The organism is Haloarcula sp. Atlit-7R (assembly GCF_003666065.1).
GTDB classification, from domain to species: domain Archaea; phylum Halobacteriota; class Halobacteria; order Halobacteriales; family Haloarculaceae; genus Haloarcula; species Haloarcula taiwanensis.
Map to the genome: position 1 here is coordinate 277334 of NZ_QXIK01000004.1, position 20668 is coordinate 298001.

At 63.2% G+C, this 20668-nt stretch carries 22 protein-coding genes; 13 read left to right on the plus strand and 9 right to left on the minus strand.

Annotation, left to right across the window (positions count from 1 at the left end; genetic code table 11):
* Positions 1-10: 10 nt before the first annotated feature.
* Both D3D01_RS11435 and D3D01_RS11440 read left to right on the plus strand, forming a co-directional pair.
* The gene (locus D3D01_RS11435; protein ID WP_121512274.1) at positions 11-697 is read left to right on the plus strand and encodes a glycosyltransferase; all 687 of its coding nucleotides are present in this window, start codon (positions 11-13) and stop codon (positions 695-697) included.
* 42 nt (positions 698-739) lie between these two features.
* Positions 740-2527, plus strand: a complete 1788-nt coding sequence (locus tag D3D01_RS11440; protein WP_121512275.1) for a glycosyltransferase family 39 protein — start codon at positions 740-742, stop codon at positions 2525-2527.
* 26 nt (positions 2528-2553) lie between these two features.
* Here D3D01_RS11440 and D3D01_RS11445 read toward each other — a convergent pair whose 3' ends face one another.
* The 4 genes from D3D01_RS11445 to D3D01_RS11460 are packed head-to-tail and all read right to left on the minus strand — an operon-like array spanning position 2554 to position 5486.
* Positions 2554-3576 carry a lysylphosphatidylglycerol synthase transmembrane domain-containing protein gene (locus tag D3D01_RS11445; protein ID WP_121512276.1) on the minus strand — a complete coding sequence of 341 codons (1023 nt, stop codon included), beginning with the start codon at positions 3574-3576 and terminating at the stop codon, positions 2554-2556.
* The gene (locus D3D01_RS11450; RefSeq protein ID WP_121512277.1) at positions 3573-4430 is read right to left on the minus strand and encodes a polysaccharide deacetylase family protein; all 858 of its coding nucleotides are present in this window, start codon (positions 4428-4430) and stop codon (positions 3573-3575) included. The genes D3D01_RS11445 and D3D01_RS11450 overlap by 4 nt, the downstream gene beginning before the upstream one ends.
* The gene (locus D3D01_RS11455; RefSeq protein WP_101350104.1) at positions 4423-4809 is read right to left on the minus strand and encodes a DUF2304 domain-containing protein; all 387 of its coding nucleotides are present in this window, start codon (positions 4807-4809) and stop codon (positions 4423-4425) included. Before D3D01_RS11455 ends, D3D01_RS11450 begins: the two co-directional genes overlap by 8 nt.
* A 2-nt stretch (positions 4810-4811) precedes the next feature.
* Positions 4812-5486, minus strand: a complete 675-nt coding sequence (locus D3D01_RS11460) for a glycosyltransferase family 2 protein (protein WP_101350103.1) — start codon at positions 5484-5486, stop codon at positions 4812-4814.
* A gap of 272 nt (positions 5487-5758) precedes the next feature.
* Here D3D01_RS11460 and D3D01_RS11465 point away from each other — a divergent pair, with 272 nt between their 5' ends.
* The 3 genes from D3D01_RS11465 to D3D01_RS11475 all read left to right on the plus strand — a co-directional run bounded on the left by D3D01_RS11465 (position 5759) and on the right by D3D01_RS11475 (position 8268).
* On the plus strand, positions 5759-6181 hold the full coding sequence (locus D3D01_RS11465; protein ID WP_064288077.1) for a cobalamin B12-binding domain-containing protein: 423 nt from the start codon (positions 5759-5761) through the stop codon (positions 6179-6181).
* Positions 6178-7221: a methylmalonyl Co-A mutase-associated GTPase MeaB gene (gene meaB, locus D3D01_RS11470; RefSeq protein ID WP_121512278.1), complete on the plus strand. Its 1044-nt coding sequence runs from the start codon at positions 6178-6180 to the stop codon at positions 7219-7221. Before D3D01_RS11465 ends, meaB begins: the two co-directional genes overlap by 4 nt.
* 105 nt (positions 7222-7326) lie before the next feature.
* Positions 7327-8268, plus strand: a complete 942-nt coding sequence (locus tag D3D01_RS11475) for an alpha/beta fold hydrolase (RefSeq protein ID WP_101350101.1) — start codon at positions 7327-7329, stop codon at positions 8266-8268.
* Position 8269: 1 nt separating this feature from the next.
* On the opposite strand, the gene D3D01_RS11480 is transcribed toward D3D01_RS11475, so the two are convergent.
* From D3D01_RS11480 to D3D01_RS11500, 5 genes are all read right to left on the minus strand, one after another.
* On the minus strand, positions 8270-8656 hold the full coding sequence (locus D3D01_RS11480; protein ID WP_050007222.1) for a Zn-ribbon domain-containing OB-fold protein: 387 nt from the start codon (positions 8654-8656) through the stop codon (positions 8270-8272).
* Positions 8653-9819 carry a thiolase domain-containing protein gene (locus D3D01_RS11485; RefSeq protein ID WP_101350100.1) on the minus strand — a complete coding sequence of 389 codons (1167 nt, stop codon included), beginning with the start codon at positions 9817-9819 and terminating at the stop codon, positions 8653-8655. Before D3D01_RS11485 ends, D3D01_RS11480 begins: the two co-directional genes overlap by 4 nt.
* A gap of 155 nt (positions 9820-9974) precedes the next feature.
* A complete protein-coding gene (locus D3D01_RS11490; protein ID WP_004518030.1) occupies positions 9975-10172 on the minus strand; it encodes a DUF5800 family protein in 198 nt (65 codons plus the stop codon).
* 105 nt (positions 10173-10277) lie between these two features.
* On the minus strand, positions 10278-10916 hold the full coding sequence (gene gfcR / locus D3D01_RS11495; protein WP_121512279.1) for a transcriptional regulator GfcR: 639 nt from the start codon (positions 10914-10916) through the stop codon (positions 10278-10280).
* A 331-nt stretch (positions 10917-11247) separates the two neighbouring features.
* On the minus strand, positions 11248-12123 hold the full coding sequence (locus tag D3D01_RS11500) for a hypothetical protein (protein ID WP_121512280.1): 876 nt from the start codon (positions 12121-12123) through the stop codon (positions 11248-11250).
* Positions 12124-12182: 59 nt separating this feature from the next.
* Between D3D01_RS11500 and D3D01_RS11505 the strand changes: the two genes are divergently transcribed.
* The 8 genes from D3D01_RS11505 to D3D01_RS11540 all read left to right on the plus strand — a co-directional run bounded on the left by D3D01_RS11505 (position 12183) and on the right by D3D01_RS11540 (position 20645).
* Complete coding sequence (locus tag D3D01_RS11505; RefSeq protein ID WP_121512281.1) at positions 12183-13172, plus strand: aldo/keto reductase; 990 nt, start codon at positions 12183-12185, stop codon at positions 13170-13172.
* Between the two features lie 60 nt (positions 13173-13232).
* Positions 13233-14309, plus strand: coding sequence for a TrmB family transcriptional regulator (locus D3D01_RS11510; RefSeq protein ID WP_101350096.1), 1077 nt, complete (start codon positions 13233-13235; stop codon positions 14307-14309).
* A 232-nt stretch (positions 14310-14541) separates the two neighbouring features.
* Positions 14542-16071, plus strand: a complete 1530-nt coding sequence (locus D3D01_RS11515) for an extracellular solute-binding protein (RefSeq protein ID WP_121512282.1) — start codon at positions 14542-14544, stop codon at positions 16069-16071.
* A 78-nt stretch (positions 16072-16149) separates the two neighbouring features.
* Positions 16150-17130 (plus strand): carbohydrate ABC transporter permease, encoded by a 981-nt coding sequence (locus tag D3D01_RS11520; protein ID WP_101350094.1) that lies wholly within the window; start codon positions 16150-16152, stop codon positions 17128-17130.
* Between the two features lies 1 nt (position 17131).
* Positions 17132-18133 carry a carbohydrate ABC transporter permease gene (locus D3D01_RS11525; RefSeq protein WP_101350093.1) on the plus strand — a complete coding sequence of 334 codons (1002 nt, stop codon included), beginning with the start codon at positions 17132-17134 and terminating at the stop codon, positions 18131-18133.
* A 4-nt stretch (positions 18134-18137) separates the two neighbouring features.
* Positions 18138-19334, plus strand: a complete 1197-nt coding sequence (locus tag D3D01_RS11530) for an ABC transporter ATP-binding protein (protein ID WP_101350092.1) — start codon at positions 18138-18140, stop codon at positions 19332-19334.
* A 1-nt stretch (position 19335) separates the two neighbouring features.
* The gene (locus D3D01_RS11535; RefSeq protein WP_101350091.1) at positions 19336-19539 is read left to right on the plus strand and encodes a hypothetical protein; all 204 of its coding nucleotides are present in this window, start codon (positions 19336-19338) and stop codon (positions 19537-19539) included.
* A 29-nt stretch (positions 19540-19568) separates the two neighbouring features.
* The gene (locus tag D3D01_RS11540; RefSeq protein ID WP_121512283.1) at positions 19569-20645 is read left to right on the plus strand and encodes a Gfo/Idh/MocA family protein; all 1077 of its coding nucleotides are present in this window, start codon (positions 19569-19571) and stop codon (positions 20643-20645) included.
* Positions 20646-20668: the final 23 nt, after the last annotated feature.

Below are 20668 nucleotides of genomic sequence, written 5' to 3' on the forward strand. Positions count from 1 at the left end.
TGCCGCTCAGATGGACGCCGCAGTTATCGTCCCGGCCTACAACGAGGCGGAGTCGCTGGCCCGCTGTCTGGCTCCCTTCGAGTCACAGCCCGTCGAACTGGTCGTCGTGGTCGGCGGCGACGACGGGACGGAACAGGTAGCCCGCGACGCCCCCTTCGTCGACACCGTCGTCCGGTGCGACGAGGGCGGAGCGGGAATCGCCAGGAACCGCGGAGCAGAAGCCGCGACAGCGCCGATACTGCTGTTTACCGATGCCGATACGGTCGTCCCCGAGGACTGGGTCCGCCTGCATCTCAGGCACTACACCGACGACGATGTGGTGGGGGTCGGCGGCCCCGCACGCCCGCTCGAAGACAGCCTCAAACACCGCGTGCTGTTCAAACTGCTGTCGGACTACTGGTATCGGGTCTCGTGGCCGCTGGGCTTCGTCCAGCAACCGGGCTTCAACTGTAGCTTCCGGGCCGACGCCTTCGAGGCCGCGGGCGGCTTCGACGAAGACATTCCGTTCATGGAGGACACCGAACTCTCCCTGCGGATGAAAGACCACGGCCGAATCGTCTACGATGCCGACTCCTGTGTCGCTACGTCGGCCCGCAGAGAAGCCGACGAGGGATATCTCTCGCTGTTTGCGAAGTACATTCGCGGGTACGCAAACCACTACATCCTCCGCCGGGAGTTCGATGCCGACTACTTCTGAGAAGGGCAACCTTTTCAACGCACACACCGGAGCACTGACACGATGAGTGGCTGGCGGTCACTGCCCCGACGTGCTGTCGAACAGGGACGGTCGGACCTCCGGGACGACCCCTATCTCCGCTATATTCTCCTCCTGTCGACTGTGCTGGTCGGATTCTGGTTCTGGCACCGCATCCCGAACTTCGCGACCCGGGACGAGTACAGCCGCCTGCTCGACGCGATGGTCGTCTACGGCTCAGTCCTCGAAGAACCGACCTTCGAGGGTCTCAAGGCCGGTGTCGAGTGGGGCCGGGCCCCGTTCGGCGCGACGCTGTACCTCTACGTACTCGCCATCCTCCCCGTCGTCCTTGTCGCAGCACTGACCGGCGACCTGGGCGCGTTCACGGCCATCGCCTTCCCAAGCTGGGAGTTCGGCCACTACGAGGCCTGGGCCGCCACGCCCGAGTGGATATGGACCGGGAGCCTCGTCTTCATCCGGCTAACCAACGTCGTTGCTGCACTCTGTGCCGTCTACCTCACCTACCGCCTGGGCGTCGCAATCGAGGGGCGCAACGCCGGCCGGCTGTCGGCGGTCGTGCTCTCGCTGACCTTCGGCTTCCTCACCATCTCGAAGGAAGCCGGCGAGGATATGCCGGCGCTGGTATTTGTCCTCCTCGCGCTGTACCTGCTGGTCAGGTACGTTCAGACCGACGACGGAACGCTGTTTCTGGCGGCGAGCGCCGCTGGCGGGGTCGCCATCGCGTTCAAACTGACGGCCGCGCCGGTTATCCTGCTTATCGGCGTCGCCTTCCTGCTGCGGGCCCGTGCCGCTGACGCGCCGCTAACGGAGACGCTGTACCGGCCGAAGCTCCTCCTGAGCGGCGCTTTGCTTGGGTTCGTCATGATCGTGCTTGGATTCCCGACCGCGCTCGTGGCGGGTCCCGAGCCGTTCATCGAGCGGGTGTTCGGCGGCTCGACCTCGCGGATGAGTCACCCGACCGGTCCCGACGCCCCGATGTGGTGGTGGTTCCTGCGGGGGTACTTCAGCGCGCTTGGACTGCCGCTTGTTGCCGCGGCCGCAGCCAGCATCGTGGCGACCGTTGCGACGTTGCGTGACCGCGGTACCGCCGTCCACGGCACTGTCCTCGTCCTGACGGGACTGATAGCCTACATCGCCATGTTCTCTCAGTGGCACGACTTCCGGGTCCACCACCTCTTGCCGACGTTCCCGCTGCTCGCCTTACTCGTCGGGGGACGACTGGTGGACCTCCGCGAGCGCTCGTCGTCTCTGGCGCGACCGGTGATGGCCGTTCTGTTGGTAACAACGGCCGTCTACGCCGGTATCGGGGCAGCCCAGTTCGCGTCGATGCCCCGGGACGAGGCGACAGCGTGGCTCGAAGACAACAGCGACGAGGGGGACGTGGTGGAGTCGTATCGCGTCCACATCCAAGACACTGCTATCCCGCACTCGCTGACCGCCCGCCACGTCGCCGGCCAGGACTCGGAAGCGGAGGAAGCGATGGCGTGTCCGCGATACATTCAGGTCGGGTACCGTGACCTGCTCTACCTCAAAGAAGACACCTACTACCGGAACGGTGACGCACAGGCCGTCTACCTCCGGAAGCTCCTGAACGAGGAGTATAACTACCGAATCGTCGCGGAGTTCGGGGAGCGGCCGTCGAACTTCGTGCCCCAGCGGCCGACGCCCGGTTCCTTTACCGACTTGCTCCGACTCGGCGTTGTCCCGCACACGGACCAGTTCGCCGACGAGCAGGAACTCGCGGCGAACCAGTACACGCTGATTTTGGAGCGTGACGGCCAGTGCGACACGAGCCGGCATCCGCCCTTCTGAGTCCCTCTTTGCGTAGCTCTTTCCGGCTACTCTGTCGTCAGTGACGTAACGTCGAGTCGAACAGAGGGATACCAGCCCGCAAGCGACGGCAGGTAGATACTGAGGAACCGGTCGACGAAGATGATCGGGATGATAACTGCTGCCGGGATGCCCAGCGCGACGAACACCGCCGTCGCCGTCGCTTCGGTGATTCCGATGCCGCCGGGCGTCAGCGGCAGGAGTGTCACAGTGTATGCGACCAGCAGGTACAGCGGCAACGCGACCAGCGGTTCGAACCCGACGCCGAAACTCCCCAACAGCAAGCCGACGCGGACGCCGGGCGCAAGGACGAGATCGACGGCCCAGCCGATTGCGTAGCGCAGCCACACTGCCGGCTCGCTCGCCAGCGTCCGGAACGTCGTGGTTGAGCTGTCCGTGAATTCGAGCAGGCCGTCGAGTCGGGCCGCGAGCCTTTCGCCGACGTGTGGGACCCGGACTGCGACCCCGGACAGCCAGCCGATAAGGCGGTCCAGATAGGTGAGCTTGAGTCCTCCGAACAGTATGGCGAGACCGGCTACGAAGTAGAGGCTCGTCGCGAGCGCCAGCACCACGAGGAGTTCGGGCCGGAGCAGTGGAATCGCCAAGACGAGTCCCGCGGTCGCCGCGACGCCGTAGTATAGCGCGAAGACAGCGGTGTGAAGCGCTGAGGCGGCTGCGGCGTCGCTATAGCCCATCCCGGTCTGGCTCTGGAGGACAAATGGTGCGGCTAGCCGTCCGGAGAGCCGCGAGGGGAGCAACTGGTTGACGAAGTTCACGATGAGGGTCGTTCCAGCGGCGGTCCGAAACCGGACAGGGGACAGCGGGGAGATTACCGCGTGCCACGTGTAGGCTCGGCCACAGATGCCGAGGGCGCTGACGGCGACGATCGCGAGCGCTGTCTCGCTCTCGACGCCGGCGAGCAGGTCGATTGCGCTCCCGATGTCGAACTGCGTGAGCAGCCACGAAAGCGCACCGACGGCGATACCGTACTGGGCAACCGTGATGCCCAGGTCACGAGCCCGACTCGTCACGGCGTCTCGCCCCTGTGTAGCTGTGACGCGGCCGCCTCACCGTCAGCTAAAACGGCCCGTGCGGTCGTGAACTCGAAGTCCTGTTGCAGAATCCGTTCGACGGCCCGGCGCATCCAGTCACCAGTTCTGACGTACACCCGCGTCGGCACTCCCTCAACGGCTGGCAGGTCGACCAGTTCCCACGGATGGATGTACAGCATTGGCGTGATACCACGCCGGGCTAGTAATTTCATGCCCAGAATCGTGTATCGCGGGCCGAAAAACCGGAGCCAGGTCCCGGTGAGAGGTAACTGCAGGCCGGGCATGACGCTCGCCGGGAACTCCGTAACGCTGTCCGGCGCGTCTGGACGCACGGCCGTCGCCGGCACCGGCTCGTGAATGTCGTACTCGCCGCCGTACCACCCCGGTATTGACCGACTGGAGACGACGCTAGAGTCGTACGTGTACCCGGTATCGGCAAGCAGATCGAAGTGGTCGTCGGTGATGTCGAAGGCAGGCGCGCGGAACCCGGAGACGCGTTTGCCGGTAACTCGCTCCAGCACGGCCTTCGACTGGGACAACTCCGCTCGTCGCTCCTCGCTGTCGAGAGCAGAGAGCAACTGGTGTGTCTGCGTGTGCGAGCCGATTTCGATACCCGCATCAGACAGCGCTCGCACGGCGTCGGGATGGGTCTGAGCGACTGATGAGACCACGAATGCGGTCGAAGTCGCATCGTACTTTGCGAGCGTGTCCCTGAAAAATCGACCGCCGTCGAGGCCGACACCGTCGCGGTCGGTCGTCCCCGATGCGCTCCGGTAGGCCGGCGTCTGGGTGAACAGCTCGAAATCTATCGACAACACCGCCCGGTCAGTCATCCTGCTCGTCCTCGGTCCGTAGCTGGTGTTCCTCCAGTTCGCTCCGGAGGAGGCTCAGCTCCTCGTTCAGCCGCGACAGCCGGTCGTACATATGCCCGATTCGGTTGAGCAGGTACGTCACCGCGACGAACAGCGTCAGGTTCGAGATGACGAGGATGGCACGCGCCTTCCATTCGAGGCCCAGCAGCCGCGCCACGACCTCGAACACGTTGGGAACGACGGCGACGACGATGAGCCCTGCGCCGAGCAGCAGCGACATCACAAACAGCTCTAGTGACTCGCGTTCGCTTCTGACGATGATGTACCCGTTCGCGAGGAAGGCCAGGCCGACGACCAGCGACAGGAGGTTGACCAGTGAGTAATCGAATCCAAAGACCATACTTAGCGAAAGAGGAGGACGCGAAACACCGTGTCAGTCATCCGAAGCGGGTAGAGCACGAGCGTGTCGAGGCTGAACTGCGACTCGCCCTCGTCCCGGATCGGCATCTCTATCGATACTTCTTCGATGCGGTGGCCGCGCTGGGCCGCATCGAGCGTCTGTTCGACCGCCCAGTGGTTGTCCGAGCGGTGGAGGATGTCCTCTAAGGCCGACACGCGGTAGACGCGAAAGCCGCTGGTCACGTCGGTGATGTCGATGCCGCCGAGTTTGCGGACGACGGTCGTAAAGAAGGTGATCCCCAGCCGCCTGACCAGCGGGTAATCCTCGATGCTCTCGTTCAGGTAGCGGCTGCCGATGACCATGTCCGCGTCCTCCGCGTGGTCCAGCAGGGTCGGAATCTTCGCCGGGTCGTGTTGGCCGTCGGCATCGACCTGCACGACGAAGTCGTAGTCGTGCCGAATCGCGTACTGATAGCCCGTCCTGACGGCCCCACCGACACCGGTGTTGAACACATGCGTGACGACGTGTGCACCGTGCTTCCGGGCGACGGCTGCGGTGTCGTCAGACGAGCCGTCGTCGACGACGACGACCTCGTCGACGTGCTGGCTGGTCCCGTCAATCACCGACCCGATGGTGCTCGACTCGTTGTACGCGGGGATGACGGCGACTGTTCGCACTGGTGGAAACGCCGCTAGCAGCGAACTTAGAATTGTCGTTCTCTGGAATTGTCTCAGTCCTCCCTGTCGCCCTTCTTTGACCGCTCAGGGCACGGTATACAGACCTCCCAGGGTCACAGCCGACTGCAGGCCGAACGGCCGGACTGGTTCCGGCTCACACACGCGGTGCGGAATGCCCAGTTTCAATCTTCGTTCCCCGAGGGGAGCCGTACTCGACATCAGTCATGATGAATAGGGCAAGAATGAAAACACACCGCGCGGTACGTACTGGCATGAGTGTCGAGCAGGAGCAGACGGAACGGACCATCAGGTGTCTGGTGGCGAAAGTCGGACTCGACGGTCACGACCGGGGCGCACACGTCATCGCGCGGGCGCTCCGAGACGCCGGCTTCGAAGTGATATACTCGGGACTCCACCGAGCACCCGACGAAGTCGTGCAGGCCGCCGTGCAGGAGGACGTGGATGTCGTCGGCATCTCCATCCTCTCGGGGGCGCACAACACGCTCGTTCCAAAGATTCTCGACGGACTGAAGGAGTACGATGCGTTCGACGACCGTCTCATTCTCGTCGGCGGCATCGTTCCGGACGACGATCAGGAAGAACTCCGCGGGCAGGGCGTCGACGAGATATTCGGTCCGGGCGCGTCGATGGAGGAGATGATCGACTACATCCACCAGAACGCGCCCGAGCGATGAGCGACCTCGTCGCTGACCTGCTTGCGGGCAAGCACAGCGCTCTCGCCAGGGTCATCACGAAGATAGAGAACCGCTCGCCGGGGTATCGGGAGATAATTTCCGACCTCCACCAGCACACCGGGACAGCCGACGTGGTCGGCGTCACCGGCAGTCCCGGCGCGGGCAAGTCCACGCTGGTCGACAAGGTCGCAGCGACCTACCGCGAGCGGGGCCAGACTGTCGGTGTCATCGCTATCGACCCGTCCTCGCCGTTTTCCGGCGGCGCAGTACTCGGCGACCGGATACGAATGGCCTCGAACGCCGGCGACATGGACATGTTCTTCCGGTCGATGTCTGCCCGTGGCTCCCTCGGTGGACTGTCAACGGCGACGACCGACGCCGTGACCGCGCTGGACGCCTTCGGCAAGGACAAGATCATCGTCGAGACGGTCGGTGCAGGCCAAAACGAGGTCGACATCGTCCGCACGGCCGACACCGTCGCCGTGCTCGTGCCGCCGGGGAGCGGCGATGACGTGCAGATGCTCAAGGCCGGGATCCTCGAAATCGGTGACGTGTTCGTCGTCAACAAGGCTGACCTCGACGGAGCCGACCGGACTGTCCAGCAGCTCCGGGAGATGCTTCAGGGACAGAGCGGACGACCGAACTCCGGCCATCACGGCGCGACTGAACTCGCAGCCGACGACGCCGAGGCAGACGCCGAGGAGAGCGACACGGAGACGTGGGACCCCCCAATCGTGGAGACGGTGGCTAACCGGGGCGAGGGCGTCGAGGACTTCCTGAACGCGCTGGCCGACCACGGGGACTATCTGGACCGAACCGGCCGACGAGAGGGGCAGGCACGGGAGCGATTCGCCGCCGAGATCCGAACCCTGCTCCGGGAGGACGCAAACGAACTACTGGTCGATGAACTCGACCGCCGCGGCGGTATCGAACAGTACGTCGACGCTGTCATCGAGCGCCACACCGACCCGTACACCGTCGTCGACGAGGTTCTCGCGCCGCTCCGGGAGTGTCTCGACGAGCCTCGCGACGAGAACTGAGTTCGGGACTGTCGCGTCCGCGGCTACGGTTGCCCGCGACGATAGCGACAGTCATCTGACGCTCGTCCAGCATGTATAACATACTCGGGGCTCCAAGTCATCAATATGAAACTCCGCAAGGCGCTCGGTGCGGTCGTCGGAGCGGTCGGTGCGACAGCCGCTGCCAACCGCGTGCTGCAGTCGCAGGCCGGTGCGTTCGAACCGATGCTCGAGGGGGAACAGGGGACGTACCGCTGGCGCGGGTTCGATATCGCGTACACTGAGGCTGGCGACCCGTCGGACCCGGACCTCGTGCTGTTTCACGGCATCAACGCCGCTGCCAGCAGTCACGAGTTCCACACGGTGTTCGACACGCTGGCGGAGGAGTACCACGTCATCGCGCCTGACCTACCGGGTTTTGGGCACACAGACCGCCCGCCGCTGCTGTACTCGGCCTCGCTGTACACAGCCTTCGTCCGCGATTTCATCGAGGACAACACCACCGACGCGACCGTCGTCGCGTCGTCTCTGACAGGGGCATACGCCGCCAGCGCGGCACAGGAGGTTGAGGTGAAGGAACTTGTCCTCATCTGCCCGACAGACACTTCGATGGGGAACCGCACCGTCTGGCTCCGATCGCTGTTGCGCGCGCCCGTCGTCGGCGAGGCAATCTACAACCTCACCGTCTCGAAGCCCTCCATCCGCCACTTCCACGCTGACCACGGGTACTACGATATGGACAACCTCACCGACGCAGTGGTCGACTACGAGTGGCAGAGCGGCCACCAGCCCGGTGCGCGGTTCGCGCCGGCGTCGTTCGTCTCCGGCTTCCTCGACCCGGAGGACGACCTCGGCGAAGTACTGGCAAGCCTCGACGTGCCCGTGACGCTGGTCTGGGGTGAGGATGCCGACATCACACCGCTGTCGAAGGGTCGTGACCTGGCCGAACAGGCGGATGCGATGCTCGTCGTGTTCGGTGATTCGCTGCTCTTGCCCCACGTTGAACACCCCGGTGAGTTCGTCGACGTGGTCCGCGACAGAGTGACGTCGGTAACGGTCGAGAACTGAGTTAGCGCGGCCGGAACACGACGGCTCTCTCGCCGGTCGTCACGCGCTCGCCGACATCGATGCCGACCACGTCGCCGATAGCGACGTCGTCAGGGTCCACGCCGCGGACGAGTCCCGTAACCGAAACCGGGCCGAAGTCGGCGATGGCGGTGACGTAGGGCGCGTCGTCCTCGAACTGTGGCGTCGGGACGGTAATCGTCGTGTGGCTCGCGATTTCGCCGGATTCTGGCAGATCGACCGCCGAGAGTTCCTGGTCGTGACAGCGCGGGCACACCCGCCGTGGCGGCAGCCAGCCGTGGCCGTTCGAACATTCGAGGTAGTACCCGTCGCCAGATTCGATGCTGTCGAGCCACGCGTCGTACTCGCCATCCTGTGCGGATTCAGTTATTCTTGTACCTCCATGACGTGGACAGTCGTAGACGCGACCGTACCGCCCGCGTTGTGTGCGACACCGACGGTGCTGTCCGGGACGGCGTCGGCCCGCGGATGCGACCCGTCGAGAAGCCAGGCAACGGTCGCCAGTTGGGCGACGCCGGTCGCGCCGACCGGGTGACCCTTGGCTTTCAGCCCGCCCGAGAGATTTATCGGGCGGTCGCCATCGCGGGTCGTCTCCCCGTTGCGCGCCGCGGCGATGCCCTCACCGCGCTCGTAGAAGCCAAGCGATTCGATTGCGAACACTTCAGCGATGGTGAAACAGTCGTGGACCTCGGCGAAATCGACATCGTCGGGACCGACGCCGGCGTCGCCGTACGCCTCTTCGGCGGCCTTGTCGGCGGCGGGCGTCTGTGCCAGATGTGGACGGTCCTGTAGCGCGAGATTGTCGCCGCCCTGCCCGGTCCCGGTGATGGCGACCGGGGCGTCCAAGTTGTGTTCCTCGGCGTAAGCCTCCGTCGTCAGGACGGCAGCCGCGGCCCCGTCAGTAATCGGACAGGAGTCGTACAGGCCGAGCGGGTCCGCAATCGTCGGGGCCTCCAGCGCGTCCTCGATCGTGATTTCCTGCTGAATCTGTGCGTGTTCGTTGACCAGGGCGTGTTCGTGGTTCTTGACGGCGACGTGAGCGAGATCCTCGTGGGAGCCGCCGTACTGGTCGAAGTACGACCGGGCCATCAGCGCGTACGCCCCGGGGAAGGTCATCCCGGCACGGACCTCGTAGAGGTCGTCGGCGGCGATGGCGAGCGCGTCTGTCGCCGCTGCCGTCCCGATGTTGGTCATCCGTTCCGCGCCGCCGACGACGACGACCTCCGCCTCGCCGTTCCGGATCGTCTTGACGGCTTCACGAACGGCTGTCCCGGCGGATGCACAGGCCGCTTCCACGCGGGTCGCCGGAACGTCCAGCCCGATGGCCTCGGCCATCAGCGGGCCCTGGTGGCCCTGGTGTTCCGCGAGTTCGCCCATGAAGTTGCCGTAATAGAGCGCTTCAGCGTCCTCCGGGTCGATTCCAGCCTGCGAGAGCGCTTCGAGTCCGGCCTCGGCGAACAGGTCTCGGCCGGTCCGTTCGGGGTGTTTCCCGAACTGTGTTACGCTAGCCCCGGCAATACGTGGGTCTGACATTATCACCCAGTGCGCGCTGACGGCTTAAATGCCTACTGCTCGGATGCTTAATTAGCGCATATTCACCTGCTTAAACGCCTGCAAACGGGATATGCGTTCTCAGCCAGAATTACTTCTCACAACGGAATTGTAGCCCTCAAGGGAACTACGTCGAATCAGTTCACAATTTCGGCGATACGCTGTGGCTCTCCTGACAGCGCCGGTTCCGGCTCGACCATCTGCAACACCTCGTGGTCGGTGACGTTCGGATACGACTTCTGGATAGCATCCTCGATGAGGGCCTTTTCGAGGCGGAACTCCGTCCCCTCGTAAACGACATCCACGCCCTGTTCGTCAAACGACAGTACAGTCATACCACGAATTACGCACGGCACGAATAAAAGGATAGTCTCTCGTGTGGCCACGTCGATTCGGAGACCGCGCAGCGAACACGTGCTCGGAACAGCCGAGCAGGACCGCTACGAGTCGCCGTCGCTCCCAACTCGGATGACCTGTAGCAGAGAGTACACCGGGACGCCGCGGATGTCGCCGACACCACGCTTGTCAGCCAGCACGACGCAGGCCACGGGGTTGCCGCCCTGTTCATGGATCGCATCGATTGTCTCTCCCATCGTCTTGCCACTCGTGATAGTGTCGTCAACGACGTAGCAGTCGCGGTTCCGAATCTGGGCGAAGTTCCGCGAAAAGGAGCCGTCGCTGGTCTCGCTCTCGTCGTCGTCCCACTGGTGTTTGGTCGGGGCGTACGTCCCGAGGTCTGTTTCCAGTTCCCGCGCAACAGTCGTCGCGAGCGGCGCGCCGGCCTTCTCGATGCCGATAGTAAGGTCTACGTCGTCGCCTTTCTTCGAGAGCAGGTCCGCCATCGCTGCGCCCGCGTGATACAGCCGGTTGCTGTCACGCCCGACAGCGGACCAGTCGACGTGGATGTCGTGGGGACCGCCGTCGTCGCTCGTGTCCGGTTCCGTGCCGGTGCCGCTGCGTTCGACAAGCCAACTTGCCGTCTCCCGTGAGACGTTGAGCTCGTCAGCAATCTCGCCCTTAGAGAGGCCACGCTGTGCCAAGTCGGACGCGCTGTCGACGAGGTCGTCGATGTTCTTCATATCATCATCTCCGTGTGCGAGGATTTAATAGGCAGTGTTCTTCGGCCACCGAAATATATTTACAACAGTAGTTGTAGTATTCTACTGGCTGGGTACATTCCCCCTGCAGTCCGGAACTATGTGAGGCCGCTGTTTGGTCACATCGTTCCCACCACCCCCAACCCGGCCAACGGTAACTGTCTGCCACGCAGCATGGTTGTCCACGGGACCGCACGCACCAGCGGTCAGGCGGGGCCTCCCCCCGTTCGTCGTCATTGGCTCTGAGCTCCGAACCCGGAGCGCGTCCTGCATGCCGACTAGCCAGTAGGTCCCCAGCTTTGAGTGACTGGTTTCAGGTATCGCTCAGTTCAAACGTGTAGAGTCGCTGCTCACAGGTCGGACAGACCAGCGTCTCATCTGGGTCCTGACGCGGTCCAAGATGGCCGCCACAGCACGACACTGACGATGACCCGACTAGTTCGGAGTCACAGACCGGGCACCTGTCGAGGAACATCCGGAACGCCTCCGCACCAGCGACTCTGAGCCGCTCGTCGTCGAGACGCTCGCCGAGGACCTCGTAAGCTGCGAGTTCGGCGACGACGACTGGACGGGGGAGGAGCTTCGCGTGGTCCGTGCCGAGTGCGAGCCACTCCGCGTCGTCGACGTACGGTTCAGCAGCGTCAACTCCCGGTAGCGACGCCTGCAGCGCCGCGGCGAGGGCGTCAAGTGAGTCGTCGGCCAGCTCGTCCATCCGCTCGTGCCACGCCGCGTCTACAGCCGTCGTGAGAAACAGTTGTTCACCCTCGGCTTCGATGACGCCGGCTGCCGAAAGCTCCCGGAAGACGGTTTCGCCGTCCATCTCGACGTCGTCGGCCAGCGACTCGTTTTCCCGTCGGGTCACGTCTTCTTGGGATGTGTCCCCCTGTGCTGGCTCCGCGTGGAACCACTCGTCCGGCACCGGTGATGCCGCCACCAGCCGCGGGGCAAATTCGGGCGTGTACGGGACCAGATACCCTCGGAGATAGACAATCGCGACGCCGACAACAGCGACCAGTAGGCTCGACCGCGGACGGTCACGCCCGCGCAGAAGCATGGCAAGCGCTCCAACGAAGCCAAGATTCAGTACCGTACACGGCCAGCACCTGTTTGCCCCGGTGTAGGACTCGTCTCTGAAGGTTTCGAGTGCGTCCATCGGAGTAGGACTGTTCTGTGGGGATTTCCGGCTCATGTTTTGACAACGATATGCAGTCCCAAAATTCTTTAACAACAGCTGTGGTATGAACTGTCATGAACGATCCCTCGGTGACATACACCACGCTCGGGTCGACAGGGCTCGACGTGTCCGAACTCTGTCTCGGAACGATGAACTTCGGAAGCGCCGAGCCCTGGATGCTAAATGACGAGGACGAGAGCCGCCGAATACTCGAACGAGCGCTGGATCTGGGTATCAACTTCTTCGATACAGCCAACGCGTATTCGAACGGCGAGAGCGAGCGGATACTCGGCGATGCTGTCGACTCCGCCCGACGCGACGAACTGGTCTTGGCCTCGAAGGTGTACTTCGACATGCACGACGGGCCGAACGGCAGCGGGCTTTCGAAGAAACACATCATCGACCAGTGTCACGCCACGCTGGACCGCCTCGGCGTCGACTATCTCGACCTCTACCAGATCCATCGGTGGGACGACGACACGCCAATCGAGGAGACATTGGACGCGCTGACGTACCTCGTCGACGAGGGGCTGGTCCGCTATATCGGCGCCAGTACGATGGCCAACTGGAAGTTCCAGAAGGCGCTGTACACCGCGGACATCGAAGGGTACGAGCGGTTCGTCTCGATGCAGCCGGAGTACAATGCCGTCGACCGCCACGAGGAGGCGAACCTCCTGCCGGTGTGTGAGATGGAGGGTGTCGGCGTCATCCCGTGGTCGCCCCTGGCCGGCGGCTTCCTCGCCGGGAAGTACGAGCGCGGCGACGACCTCGCCGAGGGACGGGCGAGCACGGACGAGTACACGGCAAACCGGTTCAGCGACCAAAACTGGGCGGTCCTCGACGAGGTGCGGGCGATTGCCGACGCGAAGGGCGCGACACCGGCACAGGTCAGCCTGGCGTGGCTCTGTCACCAGGAGGCCGTCGACGCGCCGATAATCGGCCCGCGGACGATGGACCAGCTTGAGGAGAACGTCGGAGCGCTCGACGTCGACCTGACCGACGAGGAGCGTGCCCGAATCGAGGCCCCAAAACAACCGCAGTGGCCCGTCGAGGGCAAGGACTAATCAGTGACCTCGATGGATAACCATGCACGTTAACTGCGTACTCAGTTTCCCTGTATACACATGGACGACAGCGAACTAACCGATGTCCTCGAAGATGCCGGTCTCTCTCCGTACCAGGCGGAGGCCTACGTGGCGTTGCTGGGGCTGGGGACCGCATCGGCGACGGACATCGCCGATTCCTGTGACGTTCCGGACCCGCGGATATACGACGTGCTCAGGGATCTTGAGTCGAAGGGGTATATCGAGACGTTCCAGCAGGATAGCCTGACTGCTCGGGCGCGAAATCCCGACGTAGTGCTTGAGGACCTGCGGTCACGGTCGAGCAAGTACCTCGACGCGGCCGAGACCATCGAGGAACGCTGGAACCAGCCTGAGATATCCGAGCACGAGGTAAGTATCGTCAAGCGGTTCGAAACGGTCGTCAGCCGGGCCCGGGAGCTCATCGAAGCGGCGGAAAACCAGATTCAGGTCGGCGTGAACCCCGAGCAGTTCTACGCGGTCCGGGAGGAACTCATCGCCGCCCACGACCGCGGCGTGAACATCAAACTCAGCATCTGTACGAGTCCTGACGAGGAAGTCCCGCCGCTTTCCGACATCGAAGGGACCTGTACGGAGGCCCGGAACCGCGAGATTCCGGCCCCGTTTTTCGTGCTTGTCGACCGGACCTGGACGTGTTTTGCGCCTCACCACGACTCGGTCAACGAGTACGGTGTGCTCGTCAAGGACCGAACTCACACCTACGTCTTCCACTGGTTTTTCCTGACCTGTCTGTGGGAGATCTGGGACACACTGTACACCGAGCGGACGCCAGAAACCCCGACGACGTACGTCGACCTCCGACACGCTGTCCGCGACATCGAACCGCTGTTGAATGAGGACGCGATTATCGAGGCTACTGTCGAGGGGTACGACACGGAAACGAAGGAGTCGGTTGGTCTGACCGGGCGCATCACCGCCGTCGACTACACCGGGAGTAGCATCGGACGGACGGACCCGGTCCCGCTTGCACAGATGGCCGGCCGAATCAGCGCGACGCTGGCCACCGATAGCGGAACGTACGAAGTCGGCGGCTGGGGAGCCGTCATCGAGGAAATCGAAGCGACCGAGATTACAATTACGGATGTCACGTACGAGTGACACAGGCGCCGTTTTTCGGGATTAGTAAACTTTCGTTCAGTTTGCGCGTTTGAGGGCCTCCGTGTAGCAAACGGCTGTTTGACTTATCCGTGCATATATATACTGAAAGATTTATACAATGGATACCAGTCAAAAATATATCACGTCTACTGGGCTGAGGCCGACAGTTAACAACACCTGTGGTTAATTATGGACAACCTTTAAGGTGCGTCCGGGATAGCTCAGAATAGATATGTCGGACAATGGCACAAGCGGCGAGCGGAACTCAACAGGCGTCTCCCGGCGACGGTTCGTCCGTGCCGCCGGAGCAGCAGGTGTTGTCGGCGGACTAGCAGGCTGTGCTGACTTCGTCGGCGGTGGCGACGGAGGCGGCGGTGGCGGCGGCGACGGCGGATCGACCGGTGACGGAAGCGGCGGGGAGGCGACGACCGTGCAGTGGGGCTTCGACCCGGTGGCCGTCCAGAACAACGGCCCCGCAATCAAGCAGGCTCTGCACGACAACGGCCTGCCGGACTCCATCGAGATCGAATTCGTCCCGCGTGACCAGGACACCGGTGCGGCTCGGGCGAACTACAACCGACTGCTCTCGGCCGGCGAGACGAACCCGGACATGTTCCTGATGGACAACGGCTGGACGAACATCTTCATCCAGCGGGGACAGCTCCAGAACCTCTCCGAAACGCTGCCGGAGGAACTCCTCTCGGATGTCTCGGACAACTACTTCTCGGCGTTTACCGACACGGCTCGGAACCCGAGCAACGGGAACCTGTACGGCGTCCCGGTGTTCCCGGACTTCCCGACGATGCAGTACCGCAAGGACCTCGTTGAGGAAGCCGGCTACAGCCCCGAGAGCAACAACTGGGCGACCGAGCCGATGACCTGGGAGGAGTGGTCGAACATCGCGGCGGACACCTACGACAACGCCGACGTCGACTTCGGTTTCACCACGCAGTGGGACATCTACGAGGGGACCTCCTGCTGTACGTTCAACGAGGTTATGTCCTCGTGGGGCGGCGCGTACTTCGGCGGCCGCGACAACCTCTTTGGCCCCATCGGCGACCGGCCGATCACGGTCAACAACGAAGAGGTCATCAACTCGCTCAACATGATGCGGAAGTTCGTCCACGACGAGGACTTCGGCGGCCAGTTCGAGGGGTACGGCGGCGGCTTCACCCCGACCGAAATCCTCGGCTGGAAGGAGGAAGACGCTCGCGCGCCGTTCGTCAACGGTAACGCCGTCTTCCACCGGAACTGGCCTTACTCGCTGGCACTCGGCGGGCGTAACCCAGAGGAAACAGAGGATCCGGCGCTCGGCGAAAACCTCGGTGCGATGCCGATTCCGTACGCCGTGCCCGAAAGCGAGGCGGCACAGCCCGGCACGGGCGGCTCCACGGCTGCGCTCGGTGGCTGGCACATGACGGTCAACCCCAACAGTGAGAACACAGACGCCGTGACGCAGGTCATTCGCGCCGCGATGCAGCCGGACTTCCAGCTCACGCTACTGTCCGTTCAGGGATGGCTGCCGCCGCGGCCCGAACTGTTCAACTCCAGCGAGGCCCAGAACGTGCCCGTCGTTGGCCGGTACATGGACACCCTGCAGGTCGCCGGTAACAACACGATGCCGCGCCCGGTGACGGCTGTCTGGAGCGACCAGTCCAGCAAGATCGCACAGCAAGCGAACCGCGCAGTCGGTCAGGAAGCCTCCTCGGCCGACGCGATGGCGACGCTTGAGTCCGCGCTGGAAGAGACCGAGCAAACCTGAAGCCACAGGCAAGCGTTACAAAACCATCCCTGTGATTATTTACCATGACACATTCAAACGACGGACGGAGGTAACCAGATGAGTACAGAAACCGGCCGTGAATCCAGACGCTCGGGGGCACTCGTCAGCATGATGCGGTGGATGGAGAACCTCAGCGACACGCAGTACGCGTATCTGCTGTTGATTCCCGTGTTCGTACTCTTGGGTATCGTCGCGCTGTACCCGCTGTTGCGGACCTTCGAGCTGTCGCTGTTCGCGCTCTCGGCGGACTTTTCGAGCACTACCTTCGTCGGCGCTGGGAACTACATCGAGCTGTTCACCGGTGAGAAAAACCGGTTCCTGCCGGGCGGAACGACGTTCCTGCCCGAAGGGTTTGGCATGAGTGCGTTGCTGAACAGCGCACTGGTCGTCACGATAATCTTCGCCGTCGTGAGCGTGCTCTTCGAAACGCTCATTGGCCTCGGACAGGCACTCATCCTCGACCAGGACTTCTACGGCCGGCGGTGGATTCGGGCGGCGATCATCATCCCGTGGGCCGTCCCAATCGTCATTCAGGGGATGATCTTCTTCCTGATGTTCAACTCGAACGTCGGGTTCCTGACGCCACCGCTTGCTGACCTCGGCCTGCTCGCGCCGACGAACACGCTCAACGACACGCCGAGTGCGACGTTTATCATCATCGTCGCCGACATCTGGAAGACGTCGGCGTTCATGGCCCTGCTCATTCTGGCTGGGCTGCAGAGCATCGACCGGGGCCTGTACGACGTGGCGAGGGTCGCCGGGGCGACGAAGTGGCAGCAGTTCAAGCTCATCACGTTCCCGCTCATCCTGCCGACTATCGGCGTTGCCGTGCTGTTCCGGTCGGTACAGGCGATGCGGGTGTACGGCATCATCGACACGGTGTCGAGCTGTACCGTCGTGCCATCGCTGTCGTGTATGGTCGTCGCGACGTTTACCACCCGCGAGGGGACATCCGCGGCCATCGCGTTCGTGACGGCCGCCATCATCGGGACGGTCGTGATGGGACTCATCGTCTGGCAAGGGGAGGACGCGATCTAACATGGCGACGCCAACTGACACCCAAGAGCAGTCGAGCGACGGGCCGCTACAGCGGTGGACACAGAGCGCCATCAAGAACCCGGACAAGGTGTACCGGGCGCTGTTCTACGCGGCGATGGTGTTTTTCCTGGTGACGACGCTGTTCCCCTTCTACTGGCTCGTCGTGTTGGCGGTGACCCCCGAGGGGAACTTACTCGCCGGGAGCTTCCTCCCCACGGTGAACCTCTTTGGCGTCAGCGGGACGTTCCCGCTGCCGGTCCCTAAGGGGTTCAATCCGGGTGCGTTCGTCACCGTCTTCGAGCAGGTTCCCTTCCACCTGTACATGCTGAACAGCTTCGCGCTGGCGGTCACGACGACGGTCATCGTGCTGTTCGTGGCGAGCCTCGCAGGCTACGTGTTCGGCCGTCTCCGATTCCCCGGCCGCGCACTGCTGATGCTCGGTATCCTGGCGATCAGCTACTTCCCGCCGGCTGCGTTCGTCATACCGCTGTTCCAGGCGTTTGCCGGCAACGCGCCGATTACGGTACCGTTCACGTCCATCCCGCTGTTTACCCCACCGCGGCTGCTGAACACGCCGGGGTCGATGGTACTGCCGTTCAGCGCGCTGTTTATGCCGCTGTCCATCTTCATCCTGACGACGTTCTACGGCCAGATTCCGGACGGGCTGGAGGACGCCGCGCGGGTCGAAGGAACGACGCGACTGGGCGCGCTGTTCCGCGTCATCATGCCGCTGTCCGCGCCGGGCGTGGCGACTGCGGCCGTGCTGACGTTCATCGCCGTCTACAACGAGTACTTCTTCAGCTCTATCATGGCGACCTCGCCGGAGGCGGCCAAATGGTCGCCTATCGTCGGCGGGATTCTCAGCTACCAGACCCAGTACACGACCCAGTTCAACCTCATGGCGGCCGCGAGCATCGTCGGGGTTCTCCCCGTCGTCATCCTCGTGATCGTCGCACAGGAACGCATCGTCAGCGGACTGACCTCAGGCGCACTCAAGGAGTAACACAATGGCACGAGTACAACTCGAACACGTGACGAAACGCTACGACGACCAGGGTGACGTGGTCACCGCGGTCGACGACATGAACCTCGATATCGCCCACGGCGAGTTCATCTGTTTTGTCGGCCCATCCGGCTGTGGGAAGTCGACCACGATGGAGACCATCGCCGGGCTCACCATCCCAACCGAGGGTGAGATATACATCGGCGACCGTGAAGTGACGAACCTGCCACCGAAGGACCGCGGCATCGCGATGGTGTTCCAGAACATCGCGCTGTTCCCGCACATGGACGTGTACGACAACATTTCCTTCGGGCTGCGGTTACGGGATTACCCACAGGACGAGATTGACCGTCGGGTCGAGCGGGCCGCGGATATCGTCCAGCTAGAGGGGATGCTCAACCGGATGCCCGAAGAGATGTCCGGCGGACAGCGTCAGCGCGTCGCTATCGCCCGCGCCATCGTGCGCGAGCCCGACGTGTTCCTGATGGACGAGCCGCTGGCAAACCTCGACGCGAAGCTCAAGGTCCACATGCGGACGGAACTCCAGCGCCTGCACAAGGAGCTGGACACGACCATCATCTACGTGACCCACGATCAGGAGGAGGCGATGACGCTGTCCGACCGTATCGCCGTCCTCGATTCGGGGCAGCTCCAGCAGATCGACCCGCCACTGACCTGTTACAACGAGCCGGACAACCTCTTTGTCGCCGGTTTCATCGGCTCGCCGTCGATGAACTTCGTCGAGGGGACGGTCACGGAGGACGCCCTGGAGACGCCGAACTTCTCGCTTGCGTTCAACCCATCGTCCATCGAAGGTGTCGGAGTTGGTGACGACGTGACGCTGGGTATCCGCCCAGAGGACATCTATCCGGGCGACCTCAAGTCGGAGGTCCCTGACCCATCGGGAATGATTACCGCGAGGACCGACATTCTCGAACCCATGGGCGACGAGATATTCGCCTACCTGCTGCTGGGCGACGGCGAAACGTCGATGTCGCAGGAACTGGCGACGAACGACCAGCTACTGATGAGCATCGACCCCGACTCTGATCTCGAAGAAGACGATGAGATCGGGGTCGTCATCGACCGACGGAACGTCCACCTGTTCGACTCGGCCACCGGCGAGGCGATTGTCCACGACCTCATTCCGTACGAGGCCGAAAGCACTGCATCAAGTAGCGAAGTAGAATCAGACGACTGATATGAGCAGCCACCTCGCGATGCTGTACTGGAGCGGGATGCTCGTGCTGTTTTTTTTCTGGGCCTACGGTATCGTGTCGTTCGTCCTCGACCTGAAGAACAAAATCGTCCCCGGCATCATCCAGTATCGGCGCGGCCGGCGGCGAGAGAAGGCCAAGCAGAAACAGGAGGAGGAACGCGAAGAGCGTGAACAGCAGTTGTATTAATCCGCTTCCGGCCGCACTCTTCGAGAATCATGACTGAGACCGTTCGCATAGGCATCATCGGACTGGGGAACATCGCGGATATCCACTGTACGAACCTCCGTCAGCTCGACCAACCGGTCTCGATAACGGCGGGCGTCGACGTCGATGCCGATGCGCGCCGCCGGTTCGCCGAGGCGTACGACGCGGCAGTGTACGAGGAGGCGTCGGCGATGTTCGGGTCCGTCGATGCCGCGCTGGTGACGACGCCGAACAGATACCACGAGCAGTACGTCGTAGCGGCGCTTGAGGTGGGCTTGGACGTGCTCGTCGAGAAACCACTTGCACACACGCTCGAAAGCGCCGAGCGGATCGCCGCGGCCGCCAAAGCGGCAGACGGGTTCTGTATGGTCGGCTTCCACAACCGATTTGCCGACCCGGTTCAGACGCTCGTGGGCTACCGCGACGCGGGCGACATAGGCGATGTGTCTCATATCGAGGCGAACTACATCAGGCGTCGCGGCGTCCCAGGACGAGGGTCATGGTTCACGCGCAACGACGTGGCCGGCGGCGGCTCACTCATCGACATTGGAGCCCACGCTATCGACCTGTCGCTGCACGTTGCCGGTCATCCAGCCGTCGTGGAAGTGTCGGGTGACACCCGCGCCCAGTTCGGCGTCGACGAGGAGTACGCGTACGTCGAGATGTGGGGCGCGGACCACGGTGCAGCCGAGTTCAGCGTGGACGATTCCGCGAGTGCGTTCATCCGCTGTGATGACGGCACGACGATATCCCTGGAGGTGGCGTGGGCGGCGAACCGGCCGGACAGTCAGGAGTACTACGTCCGCGGAACTGACGCGGGCGCAAAACTCGACCTCGCGGACCAGTCGCTGACACTGTTTGAGACGGCCGACACCGGCCGGATGCACCATCGGACGACCGATGTCGAGACACAGCGGTCGGACCCACAGCGAACGGAGCAGGAACGGTTCGTCTCTGCGGTTCGGAACGGGTCGCCACCGTCGGTAAACACCGTCGAGCAGGCGCTGCGAGTCCAGCGCGTGATGGACGGAATCTACCGCTCCAGCGAAACTGGCGCGGCTGTCAGCGTCAGCGAGACAGAGACCTGAAGAAAGACTTAATCCCCAGTGTT

Bases quoted from the DNA above. Each gene is read 5' to 3' on its own strand.
- D3D01_RS11435 (WP_121512274.1), top strand. From the start codon at position 11: ATGGACGCCGCAGTTATCGTCCCGGCCTACAACGAGGCGGAGTCGCTG.
- D3D01_RS11440 (WP_121512275.1), top strand. From the start codon at position 740: ATGAGTGGCTGGCGGTCACTGCCCCGACGTGCTGTCGAACAGGGACGG.
- D3D01_RS11450 (WP_121512277.1), bottom strand. From the start codon at position 4,430: ATGACTGACCGGGCGGTGTTGTCGATAGATTTCGAGCTGTTCACCCAG.
- D3D01_RS11455 (WP_101350104.1), bottom strand. From the start codon at position 4,809: ATGGTCTTTGGATTCGATTACTCACTGGTCAACCTCCTGTCGCTGGTC.
- D3D01_RS11465 (WP_064288077.1), top strand. From the start codon at position 5,759: ATGAGTGTCGAGCAGGAGCAGACGGAACGGACCATCAGGTGTCTGGTG.
- meaB (WP_121512278.1), top strand. From the start codon at position 6,178: ATGAGCGACCTCGTCGCTGACCTGCTTGCGGGCAAGCACAGCGCTCTC.
- D3D01_RS11475 (WP_101350101.1), top strand. From the start codon at position 7,327: ATGAAACTCCGCAAGGCGCTCGGTGCGGTCGTCGGAGCGGTCGGTGCG.
- D3D01_RS11485 (WP_101350100.1), bottom strand. From the start codon at position 9,819: ATGTCAGACCCACGTATTGCCGGGGCTAGCGTAACACAGTTCGGGAAA.
- D3D01_RS11490 (WP_004518030.1), bottom strand. From the start codon at position 10,172: ATGACTGTACTGTCGTTTGACGAACAGGGCGTGGATGTCGTTTACGAG.
- gfcR (WP_121512279.1), bottom strand. From the start codon at position 10,916: ATGAAGAACATCGACGACCTCGTCGACAGCGCGTCCGACTTGGCACAG.
- D3D01_RS11500 (WP_121512280.1), bottom strand. From the start codon at position 12,123: ATGAGCCGGAAATCCCCACAGAACAGTCCTACTCCGATGGACGCACTC.
- D3D01_RS11505 (WP_121512281.1), top strand. From the start codon at position 12,183: ATGAACGATCCCTCGGTGACATACACCACGCTCGGGTCGACAGGGCTC.
- D3D01_RS11510 (WP_101350096.1), top strand. From the start codon at position 13,233: ATGGACGACAGCGAACTAACCGATGTCCTCGAAGATGCCGGTCTCTCT.
- D3D01_RS11515 (WP_121512282.1), top strand. From the start codon at position 14,542: ATGTCGGACAATGGCACAAGCGGCGAGCGGAACTCAACAGGCGTCTCC.
- D3D01_RS11520 (WP_101350094.1), top strand. From the start codon at position 16,150: ATGAGTACAGAAACCGGCCGTGAATCCAGACGCTCGGGGGCACTCGTC.
- D3D01_RS11525 (WP_101350093.1), top strand. From the start codon at position 17,132: ATGGCGACGCCAACTGACACCCAAGAGCAGTCGAGCGACGGGCCGCTA.
- D3D01_RS11530 (WP_101350092.1), top strand. From the start codon at position 18,138: ATGGCACGAGTACAACTCGAACACGTGACGAAACGCTACGACGACCAG.
- D3D01_RS11535 (WP_101350091.1), top strand. From the start codon at position 19,336: ATGAGCAGCCACCTCGCGATGCTGTACTGGAGCGGGATGCTCGTGCTG.
- D3D01_RS11540 (WP_121512283.1), top strand. From the start codon at position 19,569: ATGACTGAGACCGTTCGCATAGGCATCATCGGACTGGGGAACATCGCG.